10 protein-coding genes are annotated in these 13,229 nt (G+C 63.7%); 2 read left to right on the plus strand and 8 right to left on the minus strand.

What is annotated here, in order from left to right:
* The first annotated feature begins 18 nt into the window (after nt 1-18).
* Both AC0L3X_RS23885 and AC0L3X_RS23890 read left to right on the plus strand, forming a co-directional pair.
* The gene (locus tag AC0L3X_RS23885) at nt 19-2,238 is read left to right on the plus strand and encodes an acetate--CoA ligase family protein (protein ID WP_473316854.1); all 2,220 of its coding nucleotides are present in this window, start codon (nt 19-21) and stop codon (nt 2,236-2,238) included.
* 144 nt (nt 2,239-2,382) lie between these two features.
* Nucleotides 2,383-3,213: an MlaD family protein gene (locus tag AC0L3X_RS23890; RefSeq protein ID WP_063979996.1), complete on the plus strand. Its 831-nt coding sequence runs from the start codon at nt 2,383-2,385 to the stop codon at nt 3,211-3,213.
* A 41-nt stretch (nt 3,214-3,254) separates the two neighbouring features.
* Here AC0L3X_RS23890 and AC0L3X_RS23895 read toward each other — a convergent pair whose 3' ends face one another.
* The 8 genes from AC0L3X_RS23895 to urtB all read right to left on the minus strand — a co-directional run bounded on the left by AC0L3X_RS23895 (nt 3,255) and on the right by urtB (nt 13,079).
* On the minus strand, nt 3,255-6,251 hold the full coding sequence (locus tag AC0L3X_RS23895) for an autotransporter outer membrane beta-barrel domain-containing protein (RefSeq protein ID WP_063979997.1): 2,997 nt from the start codon (nt 6,249-6,251) through the stop codon (nt 3,255-3,257).
* A gap of 391 nt (nt 6,252-6,642) precedes the next feature.
* The gene (locus AC0L3X_RS23900; RefSeq protein WP_063979998.1) at nt 6,643-7,683 is read right to left on the minus strand and encodes an aliphatic amidase; all 1,041 of its coding nucleotides are present in this window, start codon (nt 7,681-7,683) and stop codon (nt 6,643-6,645) included.
* 55 nt (nt 7,684-7,738) lie between these two features.
* Nucleotides 7,739-8,116, minus strand: coding sequence for an FmdB family zinc ribbon protein (locus AC0L3X_RS23905; RefSeq protein ID WP_063979999.1), 378 nt, complete (start codon nt 8,114-8,116; stop codon nt 7,739-7,741).
* Between the two features lie 94 nt (nt 8,117-8,210).
* Nucleotides 8,211-9,440, minus strand: coding sequence for a formamidase (gene fmdA, locus AC0L3X_RS23910; RefSeq protein ID WP_063980000.1), 1,230 nt, complete (start codon nt 9,438-9,440; stop codon nt 8,211-8,213).
* Between the two features lie 28 nt (nt 9,441-9,468).
* Nucleotides 9,469-10,158 (minus strand): urea ABC transporter ATP-binding subunit UrtE, encoded by a 690-nt coding sequence (gene urtE, locus AC0L3X_RS23915; protein WP_063980001.1) that lies wholly within the window; start codon nt 10,156-10,158, stop codon nt 9,469-9,471.
* A 13-nt stretch (nt 10,159-10,171) separates the two neighbouring features.
* The gene (urtD, locus tag AC0L3X_RS23920; RefSeq protein WP_011083791.1) at nt 10,172-10,927 is read right to left on the minus strand and encodes an urea ABC transporter ATP-binding protein UrtD; all 756 of its coding nucleotides are present in this window, start codon (nt 10,925-10,927) and stop codon (nt 10,172-10,174) included.
* Nucleotides 10,928-10,991: 64 nt separating this feature from the next.
* The gene (urtC, locus tag AC0L3X_RS23925) at nt 10,992-12,134 is read right to left on the minus strand and encodes an urea ABC transporter permease subunit UrtC (protein WP_028155261.1); all 1,143 of its coding nucleotides are present in this window, start codon (nt 12,132-12,134) and stop codon (nt 10,992-10,994) included.
* A gap of 18 nt (nt 12,135-12,152) precedes the next feature.
* Nucleotides 12,153-13,079, minus strand: coding sequence for an urea ABC transporter permease subunit UrtB (urtB, locus tag AC0L3X_RS23930; protein ID WP_063980002.1), 927 nt, complete (start codon nt 13,077-13,079; stop codon nt 12,153-12,155).
* Nucleotides 13,080-13,229: the final 150 nt, after the last annotated feature.

Here is a 13,229-nt window from a genome sequence, read left to right on the forward strand (position 1 = left end):
AAGAGGTGAGGAAGCGCCATGGAAGCCAAGGTACCTGCTGCGTCCGTTTCTCCGCGTCCATGGTCTCCAGCGCCCGATGCCAGCGACATCGTCAAGGGCATCCACGCCATGCTGCACCCGCACAACATTGTGCTGGTGGGCGCGACCGACAAGCCCGGCAATTATGCCGAGCGCATCTGGAACAACCTCGTCAAGTACGGCTACGAGGGCGGGCTCTATCCGGTCAACGCCAAGCGCGACACCGTCTGGGGCGTGCCCTGCTACAAGGATTTCGCGAGCCTCCCGGAAAAGCCCGATCACGTGCTGGTGCTGGTGCCCGCGCGCTTTGCCGTGCAGGTGATCCGCGACGCCGCCGCCGGCGGCGCGCGCTCGGCCACCATCGTCACCTCGGGCTTCAGCGAGTTGCAGGATGAGGAGAGCCAGAAGCTCGCTGCCGAATTGCAAGCCGCGATACGCGAAACGGGGCTCGCCGTCACCGGCCCGAACTGCCTCGGCAATCTGAGCGCGGGCGAAAAGCTCTTCACCAATATCGACGACCGTGTCGTCACCATGGAACAGGGTGCGGTGGCGATCGCCGGGCAATCCGGCGCCATCGTGATGGCGATCCGGCAGGCGCTGGAGGATCGCGGCGTCGGGGTCGGTTACATGGTGACGACCGGCAACGAGGCCGGGCTCGAGACGCCGGACCTGATGCGCTATTTCGCCGAGGATCCGAGCATCAAGGTGATCGTGGTCTATCTCGAAGGCGTGCGCAACACCAAGGCGTTTCGCGACGCCTGCAAGGCCGCGCGCGCGGCAAGCAAGCCGGTCATCGCACTCAAGCTCGGTTCGTCCGAGGGCGGCCGCGCCGCGGCGATGGCGCATACCGGTGCGCTCGCGGGCTCAATCGAAACCTTCGACGCCATCGCGACCCGTGAAGGCGTGATCCGGGTCGGCGGGCTCGACGAGCTGATCGAGACCACCGAATGCTTCGTTCACTCGGCCGTGCCCAAGGGCGACCGGCTCGCCGCGGTCACGCTATCAGGCGGCAAGCGTGGCATGCTGCTTGACGCCTTCTATGCCGAAGGCCTGAACTTTGCGCCGCTGAGCCCGCACATCGGCTCCGAACTGGCGAAGATGCTCGGGCCGGGCTCGATCGTGGGCAATCCGCTCGATGCCGGCTTTGCCGCGGTGGTCGATCCCTCCGTCTACATGAAGTCGATCGAGCTGATGATCGACGACCCCGATATCGACATCGTCATCATCGATGCCGAACTGCCCAAGGCGCCGCACGAGCTGCGCGAGCGCAATCTGCGCATCGTCGATGGGATGGCGAGCCGGGCCGGCAAGCCGGTGATCTACATCAGCGCGATGTCGATCGGCTTCACCGAGTTCACCAAGGGCTTGCGCAAATCGCTGCCGCATCTCGCGGTCATGCAGGGCATGGACCGTGCGGTGACCGCGATCAAGTCGCTGCTCGCCTATGCGAGGCTGCGCAAGGAAGTGCCCGACATCGTCTCGAGCTCGAAGCCTGCCGCCCGCGCCGTGCTGGAGAAGGCGCTGAAATCGGCGAGCGGTGCCGCGCTCGACGAGGTCGCCTCGAAGAAGCTGCTGAAGGCCTATGGCATTCCAGTCTCGAAGGAAGCGATTGCGCAGACGGCGGCGGACGCCGCGAAGATCGCGAAGCAGATCGGTTTCCCGGTCGTGGCAAAAGTCGTCAGCGCCGAGATCCTGCACAAATCCGACATCGGCGGCGTGGTACTGAATCTTAACAGCGCCGCCGAGGTGAAGAAGGCATTCGCCGACATCACCGCGCGGGTGGCGAAGCTGAAGGGCAAGCCGAAGCTCGACGGCATCCTGATCGCGCAGCAGGTCAAGGCCGATCTCGAGCTCGTGGTCGGCGCCTCGCTCGATGCCGAGATGGGGCCGGTCGTGCTGTTCGGCACCGGCGGCATCGACATCGAGCTGATGAAGGACGTCGCGCTCGCCGGCGCACCGCTGGACGAGGCCGAGGCCCGGCTCCTGATCGGCCGCACCAAGGCCGGTATCAAGATGCGCGGCTATCGCGGCAAGCCGGCCCTGCACGAAGCCTCCGCGGTGAAAGCGCTGGTCGGCCTGTCCAATTTGATCGCAGATGCCGGCGACCGGATCGCCTCGATCGACGTCAACCCGTTCCTGATCAACACCAAAACGGGCGTCGCCGTCGACGCGCTGATCGTATTGAATAATGCTGCTGCAAAACGCGCGGCCGGGCATTGATGTCGCGTAAGGCGGATTGGCGGGTTACGCTTCCGCCTTCGCTCTTCGAGCTACGGCGGACAAGTCGTTAACCCGCCCGCTCTAGTATTGCGGCCGCAGCATCGTCCTTCCAACCATCCCGCTTTGGCCGTAAAATCGCCCTGCATGGCACGCGCGAGCAACCTCGTAATCGGAACGGCGACGCTGGCGGTCATCGCCGTGGCGTTCGGCGGCGTGCTCGGCGTGCAGAAATGGCGCACCGCCCAGAGCCGGAGCCAGTTGCGCGTGGTGTTCGAGGGCGGCTCCGCCAGCGGCCTGCGCCGCGGCGGGCCGGTCAATTTCGACGGTGTTCCCGCGGGCCAGATCCTGTCGATCAAGCTGGATAATCCGCGCAAGATCGTGGCGCTGGTGATGCTCGACAACACCGCGCCGATTCGCAAGGACACGGTTGCGGGCATCGAGTTCCAGGGTCTCACCGGCGTCGCCGCGATTTCGTTGATCGGCGGCGCGCCCTCCGCGCCGCCGGTGCCGCTGGATACGGACGGCGTCCCCATGCTGATCGCCGATCTCAGCGACGCCGAATCCATCGTCGACACCCTGCACAGCGTCGATCGCACGATCGTCAGCAATGCCCCTGCGATCAAGGACGGCCTGCGCACGTTCGAGAACTACACCGCCGATCTCAGAAGCAAGGGCGGCGAAATCGACTCGGTCATGGCCAAGGTCGACAGCGCCTTCGCGGGCTTCGACAAGGCGGTCACCAAGATCGAAGGCGTGGTCCCCGGCTTCGCCGACGGCAAGGCGGACGAGCTGTTCGAGAAGATCAGGGGACTGCACGAGCTCGCCGACGCCATGAAGAAGAAGTCGGCTGCTTACGTCGAGGACATCCGCCGCTCGCTGCTCGACGTCAGCGACGCCGCCAACAAGATGGCTGGCACGCCCACGCCTGCCGCCGCCCCGCGCCCGCCGCGCAAGCCTCCGCAGAAGAAGCAGTGACGCCTTCTTATCCTCCCCCTCCAGGGGAGGGTGGCAACGCTCTACCACGCGTAGCGCACGACGCCCTTGCCGGCGTAGGAGCGGGTGACGTTCGAGAACTCGCCCTCGAAGGTCGCCGACGCAGACCAGCCGTTCATCCAGTTCATCTGCACCGCCGCCGTGGTCAGCGCGGAATCGCGCGCCTGCGCCGCACCGTTCACGACGAAGGCCGATCCCGGCAGGGTCTGGAACACCGCGCCGACGGTGCGGTCCGGATTGTAATCATGCGCCCAGGCGACGCGGCCGCGCAGGGTCATCAGGCCACCGGCCGCGGCGAATGATTTGTCGGCGCGCAGGCCGAGCTCGGTGCGGGTGCTGGTCACGTCCTTGGCGGCATAGTTGAGCGCGAAGGTGCTGTTGCCGACCACCGCGAACTCCGAATAGTTCGGCAGGCTGAACAGGGTGGCCTGGGCCGCAGCATAGGGCGTGAGGCCGATCCACTGCGTAGCGTAGCGGTAACCGCCCTCGACACGGCCCGAGAGCGCATTTGCGTTGAACTGCGCCCGCAGCTGATCGACGCCGGCGGCCGTGACGATGCGGTTGGTCGTGACGTCCTGCCAGCCATAGGCCAGTGCCGCCGTGATATAGGCAGGTCCTGCCGTGTGACGAACGAAGGCGCCGGCCTGGAACAGGTCGGAGCGGCCCCAGCCGAGCCCGTTGACGTTGAAGCCGGTTCCACCGCCGGCAAGCGCAAAGCCGGCGATCGTCGACGGCGAGAAGCGATAGTCGAGGCCGACGGCAGTACCATAGATACTGCTGGTGGTGTTGTTCGAACCGAGCGCGACATTGCCGTCGGTGGTCTGCGAGCCACCATAGCCGGCCGCCCACACATCCCAGCGCTGCTCGAAGGTTGCGGCCGGTGCCTTGCGGTAGATCGAGGCGAAGGCGTCGCGCGCGTTCTTGTCACGCCCGCCCTTGCCGGTCGCGGCATAGGCATTCGCGCTCGGCTCGTCGGCATAGGGCGTCGCACCTGATGTGCCGCTGCGTCCCGAGCCGAACACATCGGTCAAGAGGCCGAGGAACAGGTTCATCGCATTGAAGGTCGTCTGTTGCGACCCCGTTGCCGGTTCGCCGGAGGCCTGGGTCAGGCCGTTGGGGCCGAGGCCCGCGAATTCGGCTTGAAGGAAGCCATTGGTGTTGAAGAAATTCTGAAGCGTCGTGGCGACGTTCTGCTGGTTGATGTTGAGCGCGTATTTCGCGCCATAGTTCAGCGTGAAATCGAGGAACACTTCGTTTGACCCGACCGTCGTCGTGCCGACTAGGCCACCCGGCGCGGCAACGTCGGCGAAATTACCGGTGGCGCTGCCGAAAAACTGCATGATCGAGTAGTGTTGCATTATCTTGCTGCCGGGATACAGCGCGACACCCACGGTCCCGTCCAGCGTGACGTTGCCGCTGACGAGCGCATGGCTCGTGCTGAATCCACTACCGGCCTGCACAACATAGACCGAGCCGGGCTGCAAGGTGAGATCGCCCTGGACCTGCATGCTTGAGCCCGGGCCGCCGTCGCCGGGCGCATAGATGCCACCGGTGGCGATAACGGTGTTGCCGACAATCCCGGCGCCGAACAACGCACCGCCGGCATTCACGGTGGTCAGGCTCGATTGCGAGATGTCGCCATCAACCCGCAGGATGCCGCCATTCACCGTCGTCGTACCGGTGTAAGTGTTTGTGCCGGAGAGGATCAGCGTTCCGCTGCCGACCTTTTCCAGCGAGCCGGAGCCGATGAAACCACACCCGCAGGGATCGTAGTCGCCGATGACGCCATCAACCAGCGCGGAGCGGTTATTGCTGCCGACGACGAGCGTGTTGCCGCCACCGATATAGTAGGTGCCATTGCCTTCGATCGAACCGGCCGTGATGCGGCCGTCGCCGTTCGGGCCGAGGCTGATCCCGAAATCGACGACGCCTGTGCCGGTGGTGATGAAGCGCGCATTGCCGCCGGTGGAATTATCGAAGAACTCGGTCTTGCCACCGTCCTTGGTGATGATCGTGGCGTTGCCGGCCGTCGTGAACGCACCGAAATTGGTCAGGCCATCGGCCTCGTTGATAATGGTTGCATTGCCGGCGGTCGCAGTATCGGACCCGGACAGCGTACCAAACACGGTCCCGCTGAAATCCTTGTTCACGATGGTCGCGGAGCCCGCCGAGGATTGATCGAGGAATGCGGTGCCGCCGCCATTCTGGTTGGTGATGTTGGCCGTGCCCGCATTGGTCCGGCCAAAGAAGCCGGTCAAGCCGCCGTCATTGATGATGGTCGCCCGGCCGGCCGTGGCGGTGTCGGTGCCGCCCCCGAGCGGATCACCGAAGTACAGCTGGCCGTTATTGGTGATCACCATAGAGCTGGCGGAGGTCGCGTTGAGGAACATCGTCGTGCCGGAGATAGCGTTCAGGAGCGATGTAATTCCCGATGTATCGGCATTGACGATATTGAAGAGGCCCTCGTTGTTAACGGCGCCAATGATGCTCGCGGTGTGGGTGGCGTCACCGAGCTGCAGCGCTGCGCACGAACAGATGAAAGTGTCGCCGGTATAGGTGTTGGCGCCCAGCAGCGCCAGGATGCCGGGTCCCTGCACGGAGATGCCACCACTGCCGGTGATGCGCGAGGCGATGACGGCCGATGGGTCTGTCGTGCCGGTGACATCGTTGGTGAAGAACGTCGTCCCCCCGGAGGCTAGCCTGAGATCGCCGCCCTGAATGGTGTAGACAGAACCGTCGCCGGTGAGGTCGAAGCCCACGAGGCTGGTGAGCTGCACGCCGCCTGGCGTAACCGTCACCGTGCCACCGCTTGCCGGCGTCGAGACTCCCGAGTAGCCGAACACCGTGCCGACTGACGAGGGATCGTAAGCAGTGCTGGTCGAACCGAAGACGTCCGTCCAATTCGTGGTGGTGGCGTCCCAGACGCCGCCTCCGCCGTTGACGGCGCCGTTCGGCGTGGTCTGCGACCCGTTGAAGATTTGCTGCGCTGCTGCGGGGCTCGCCGCCGCCGCCGCGCTCAAGGCGAGGCCGATCCAGAATGCCGCGCGAACAGCGGTGGCACGACGCGAGCAACCCCGCCCGCTCGATGGCAACCAAGCCCCCACGCTCTTCCCCTCACCCGCGGCGCTCCCCAGCGGCGCCGCGAGGAACTTAGGCCATGAGGCTGGCCGGTAGAACTACGGTTCCTCGAGAATCAGCCAACGGGACCGCAACTTGGGCAGATTCAACAACTCATGTTGCAACCGAGCCACGGTTTTGCCGGGCTCAATTCCTACCCCGCGCATGCGCCCATGCGTCAGAATGTCCGTTCCATGTACAGCTGTTCACATCTTGGCTGATCATCCAGGGCCGCGCCCCGTGCCCCTTCCCCGGCGCATTCGCATGAATGGCAAGCGCGCCGTCCGCAATAGCTCAGTAATTGCTCGCCGCCGACCCATTCGGGATGCCGTCGATCGGACATTCCTCCGTCCCCGGCGTCGAACGGGTCATCGCCTCGACCATGTCCCGCGTCCCTTCCGGGTCGGCGATCCAGTTCTTGTAGAAATCATAGGGGCAGGCCGCGACGCCGCGCGGGCTTTCGCCGGAATTGATCATGCCGGTGTAGCCGCGGTGGACCAGCTTGTAGAGATGGTTCTGCGACTGGCCGTTGCGGCGCGCATCGCGGATCAGATGTTTCGACAGCTGGGCATATTGGATGCCGTAGTCCTCCTCGCCGCACTCGCCGAGCGTCCGGCCGTCGAAGCCGATGATCGCGGAGTGACCGAAGTAGGAATAGACGCCGTCGAAGCCGGCGGCGTTGGCGACGGCGACATAGACGTTGTTGGCCCACGCCATCGCCTTGGAGATCATGACCTGTTGCTCCTTGGCCGGATACATGTAGCCTTGGCAGCGCACGATCAATTCGGCGCCCTTCATGGCACAGTCGCGCCAGATCTCCGGAAAGTTGCCGTCGTCGCAGATGATCAGGCTGACCTTCATCCCTTTCGGGCCGTCGGAGACATAGGTGCAATTGCCGGGATACCAGCCCTCGATCGGCACCCATGGCATGATCTTGCGGTACTTCTGGACGATCTCACCCTTGTCGTTCATCAGGATCAGGGTGTTGTAGGGCGCCTTGTGCGGATGCTCCTCGTGGCGTTCGCCGGTCAGCGAGAACACGCCCCAGACCTTGGCCTTGCGGCAGGCCTCCGCGAAGATCGCGGTCTCTTCACCTGGCACCGCCGAGGCCGTCTCGTACATCTCCTTGGAGTCGTACATGATGCCCTGGGTCGAGTATTCCGGGAAGATCACGAGATCCATGCCGGGTAGGCCCGCCTTCATGCCCACCAGCATGTCGGCGATCTTGCGGGCGTTGTCGAGCACCTCGGCCTTGGTGTGCAGGCGGGGCATCTTGTAGTTCACCACTGCAACACCGACGGTGTCGTTGCTGCTGGAAATGTCACCGTGAAGCATTTTGAGCGCTCCTGTCTTTTATTCGTTTGAGGTTGCCGTCGATCGAGCGACCGAGTTAGTGGCTGATCATCCAGGGGCGCGCGGTCGGAAAGCCCTTGGCGCCGCTCCTGGTCTTGGTCATCAGCCGCGCGGGCTTTTTCTTGTCGGTCGAGCTCTTGTCCTTCACGGTCTTGCCCGTGGAGCAGCAGCCGCAACCCGGGCCGTGCGAGGCCTTGTATTGGGCGAGCGTCTGCGGCGCGTGCGAGCTGCGCTCGTTGACGGCGTGCGCCTTGCGCTTGTCCGCCGGCATGCAGAAGAAATTCGGTGCGGTCAGAATGACGCGGGGCGCCATCGTCTCGCAGTGTGGGCAGTTTTGCGGATCGTCGCATTCCGCCATCGGGCGCAAATCCTTGAACGGACCGCAGTCGTCACAGAGATATTCATAGACCGGCATCGCATCATCCCTACGCTGTTGCCTGTGAGAGAATTCCCGCGGCGGATGCGGGGCGGCAGATACGCGCCGTCCCGCATCCCGTCGCGCAGGGAGACTATTTGTCCGGCGAGATCGGCATCTGGATATCGCCCGTGATGTGCTTGATGGGTCCTGCCGCCGACGGCATCACGTCGAAGTCGAAGATCTCGGTCGGCAGCCACAGCGTGGCGCAGGCATTGGGAACGTCGACCACGCCGGAGATGTGGCCCTGGCACGGCGCGGTGCCGAGGATCGAATAAGCCTGGGCGCCGGAGTAGCCGAACTTCTTCAGATACTCGATCGCGTTGAGGCAGGCCTGGCGATAGGCGATGTGGACGTCGAGATAGTGCTGCTTGCCGGCCTCGTCGACCGAGATGCCCTCGAAGATGAGATAGTCCTTGTAGTTCGGCGTGATCGGCGACGGCTTGAAGATCGGGTTCTTGATGCCGTACTTCGCCATGCCGTCCTTGATCACCTCGACCTTCAGATGCAACCAGCCGGCCATTTCGATGGCACCGCAGAAGGTGATCTCGCCGTCGCCCTGGCTGAAATGCAGGTCACCCATCGAGAGACCGGCGCCCGGCACGTAGACCGGGAAGTAGATCTTCGAGCCGCGGGAGAGATCCTTGATGTCGCAATTGCCGCCGTGCTCGCGCGGCGGCACGGTGCGCGCACCTTCCGCACCGATCTTGGCTTTCACATCGCCCTTGGCGCGGCCGCCATGGGCGGTCGCCGCGAACGGCGGGTTGGCGAGGCCGGGCACGCGGGTGGGGTTGGTCGAGATCAGCTCGGCCTCACGCTTGTTCCAGGTCTCCAGCATCTTCGGATCAGGCAGACAGCCGATCAGGCCGGGATGGATCAGGCCTGCGAAGTTGACGCCGGGCACGTGACGCGACGAGGTGTAGAGACCCTTGATGTCCCAGATCGACTTCTGCGCCAGCGGGAAATGGTCGGTCAGGAAGCCGCCGCCGTTCTGCTTGGAGAAGAAGCCGTTGAAGCCCCAAAGGCTCTCCTTCATCGGGCCGACGTCGAGCAGGTCGACGACGAGGAGATCACCGGGCTCGGCGCCCTTGACGCCGATCGGGCCGGAGAGGAAATGCACGATCGAAAGATCGATGTCGCGCACGTCGTCGGCGGAATCGTTGTTCTTGATGAAGCCGCCGGTCCAGTCATAGGTCTCGATAATGAAATCGTCGCCGGGATTGACCCAGGCCACGATCGGGATGTCGGGGTGCCAGCGGTTGTGCACCATGTCATTATCGTAAGCCGATTTGGTGAGATCGACCTTGATCAGTGTCTCTGGCATCGAGATGCTCCCCTTTCTACACGGTTGGTTAGACAGACAGATATTTCGAGACCTGCGCGGCATCGACGGCGTCGCGCGGATCGTCGCGCACGATCTCGCCGTTCTCGATCACCAGCACGCGGTCGGCGATATCGAGCGCGAAGCTCAGGACCTGCTCCGACACCACGATCGAGAGCCCCTTTTCGTCGCGGATGCGCTTCAAGGTGCGCGCCATGTCCTTGATGATCGACGGCTGGATGCCTTCGGTCGGTTCGTCCAGCAGCAACACCTTCGGCTTGGTCGCGAGCGCGCGGGCGATGGCGAGCTGTTGCTGCTGTCCGCCGGAGAGATTGCCGCCGCGGCGGCCCTTCATTTCCAGCAGCACCGGAAACAATTCGTAGATGTCGGCCGGCACTTCGGTCCCGCCGGAGACGACGAGGCCGGTCTCGATGTTCTCCTTCACCGTCATGGTCGAGAAGATCATGCGGCCCTGCGGCACATAGGCGAGGCCCTTTGCGACGCGCTCGTAGCTCGGCAGACCGCCGAGCTCGGCACCGTCCATGGTCACCGAGCCGCTTTTGGCGGGGAGAATGCCCATCAGCGATTTCATCAGCGTGGTCTTGCCCATGCCGTTGCGGCCCATGATCGCAACGATCTCGTTCGCGGCGACCTTGACGTTGAGCCCGTGCAGCACCTCGCTCTGGCCGTAGGCGACGTGAAGATCGGAAATAGCCAGCATCGTCGCGTCTCCTTTAATGGCCCAGATAGACTTCGACGACCTTGGGGTCGTTCTTCACCTTCTCCATGGTGCCCTCGGAGAGGATTTGCCCCTGGTGAAGCACGGTGACCTTGTGCGCGATGTCCTCGACGAACTTCATGTCGTGCTCGATCACCAGCACCGAGCGGTTCTTGATGATGCGGTTGAGCAGCTCGGCGGTCTTGGCGCGTTCGGACACGCTCATGCCCGCGACGGGCTCGTCGAGCATCAGCAGATCCGGATCCTGGATCAGCAGCATGCCGATTTCGAGCCACTGCTTCTGGCCGTGGCTGAGCAGATCGGCGTTCACGTTGAGCCGATCCTTCAGGAAGATCATTTCGGCGACTTCGTGCACCCGGTCGCGCACGGCGGCGTCGCGGGTGAAGGTCAGCGCGCCGAACACCGAGCGGCCGCGCGGATAGGAGATCTCCAGATTCTCGAACACCGTGAGATCGTCGTAGATCGACGGGTTCTGGAATTTGCGGCCGACGCCCGTCTTGACGATCTCGTTTTCCTTCATCCGCGTCAGCTCCTTGCCACGGAACTGGATCGAACCCGACGTTGCTTTGGTCTTGCCGCAGATCAGGTCGAGCACGGTGGTCTTGCCGGCGCCGTTGGGACCGATGATGACACGGATCTCGTTCTCGTCGACGTAGAACGAGAGATCGTTGACCGCCTTGAACCCGTCGAACGACACGGTCAGTGCTTCGACGGCGAGCAGGAATTCCTTGGGCTGATGACCGACGAGCATGATCTATCTCCTCACTGCCAGCGTGGCATCGGCATCGTGGTGACCTACGAGCATGATGACCTCCTCACTCCGCCGGGGCGCCGTCGGCGACCGAGCTGTCGGTCCAGCCGTCAGGTTTCGGTTTGCGCGACGAGATCAGGCGATCGATGCGCGGCTGCACGTAGTCGCCCCAGATCCCGGCGAGACCGTTCGGGAAGGCCAGCACCACGGCGATGAACAATCCGCCGAGGCCAAACAGCCACAATTCGGGGAAGGTTTCCGACAGGCTGGTCTTGGCGAAGTTGACCAGCAGCGTGCCGTAGACCGCGCCGAGGATCGAAAGCCGGCCGCCGACCGCCGTGTAGATCACCATTTCGATCGACGGCACGATGCCGACGAAGGACGGCGACATGAAGCCGACATTGAGCGCGAACATGGCGCCCCCGATCGCGGCGAACACGGCGGCAATACAGAAGGCGAAGATCTTGAAATTCGCGACGCTGTAGCCGGAGAAGCGGACCCGATCCTCCTTCTCGCGCATCGCGACCAGGATACGCCCGAGCTTGGAGTGCCGGACGAACTGCGCGATCATGATGCAGGCGAACAGAAGCCCGACTTCAAAGAAGTACAGCACGATCTTGGCGTGGTCGGGCCGGATGTCCCAGCCCTTCAACGTCCGCAGGTCGGTCATGCCGTTGATTCCGCCGGTGTAGCCCTGCTGTCCCACGATCAGGATGGTGAGGATGGCCGCGACCGCCTGGGTGATGATGGCGAAGTAGGTGCCGCCGACCCGGCGCTTGAACATCGCGGTGCCGATGATGAGGGCGAAGATGCCAGGCACGAGAATGATGGCGGCGATCGTGAAGGTGAGGCTGCTGAATGGCTTCCAGAACAGCGGCAGCGCGGTGATCTGATTCCAGTCCATGAAATCGGGAATGCCGGGCGTCGACTGGATCTTGGTGTTCTCCACGCTTGACGCCTCGAGCTTGAGGAACATCGCCATGCAGTAGCCGCCGAGCCCGAAGAACACGCCCTGACCGAGGCTCAGAATGCCGCCATAGCCCCAGCAGATCACCAGCCCCAGCGCGACGAAGGCATAGGTCAGGTATTTCGCGACCAGATTGAGCCTGAAGACATCAAGTGTGAGCGGCAGGACCACCACCAGGAAGACCGCGAGCACCAGAATTCCGATGAACTCCGATCGATTGAAGAAACGATTGTCGGTCATTGCATCAGCCCCAGTTTCTCACTTGCGGACCTTGAGGGCGAACAGCCCTTGCGGCCGCAGCATCAGGATTCCGACAACCGCAAGCAGCGTCAGCACTTTCGCCATCGAGCCCGACATGAAGAACTCGAGGGTGGATTGCGTCTGCGAGATCGAGAAGGCCGAGGCGATGGTGCCGACCAAACTGGCGGCGCCGCCGAACACGACCACCAGGAACGTGTCGACGATGTAGAGCTGTCCGGAAGTTGGCCCGGTGGAGCCGATCATCGTAAAGGCGCTGCCGGCGACACCGGCGATGCCGCAGCCGAGACCGAAGGTGTAGCGATCGACCTTTTCGGTATTGATGCCGACGGCTCCGGCCATGATGCGGTTCTGCACGACGGCGCGAACCTGGCGGCCCCAGCGCGACTTGTACATGACATAGGCGACGCCGATGGTGATCAGCACAGTGAGGCACATCACGAAGACGCCGTTGATCGGCACCTCGATGCTGTCCGTGACGTGCAGCGATCCGAGCATCCATTGCGGGAGCTCGACGCCGACCTCGCGCGCGCCGAACACGGAGCGATAGGCCTGCTGCAGCATCAGGCTGAGGCCCCAGGTCGCCAGCAGCGTGTCGAGCGGACGCTTGTAGAGATGCCGTATCAGCACCCACTCCACCAGCATTCCCAGGGCGCCGGATGCGACGAAGGCCAGGATCATCGCCAGGAAGAAATAGCCGCTGAACAGGCTTGGCAGATAGGCTTGGAAGAAATTCGAGGTCATCCAGGTGACGTAGGCCCCGAGGATCATGAACTCGCCATGGGCCATGTTGATGACGCCCATCTGGCCGAAGATGATCGCAAGCCCGAGCGCCATCAGGACGTAGACCGAGAACAGGATCAGTCCCGCAAAACCCTGCATGACGAAGATGGAGCCAAGATCACCAAGCGAATAGTCGCCGAACATCGATGTCCTCCGTCGGGGATAAGGTCCCGGGGGGGGGGGGGGGGGGGGGCGGGGGGGGGGTGGGGGGGGGGTTTGGGGGGCGCCCCGGGGGGGGGGGGGGGGTTTTGTTGAGGGGGGGCGCCCGCGGGCCGGAATAGTTAAACAAGGGGG

The sequence above is a fragment of the Bradyrhizobium sp. MI1.7 genome (assembly GCF_055811795.1).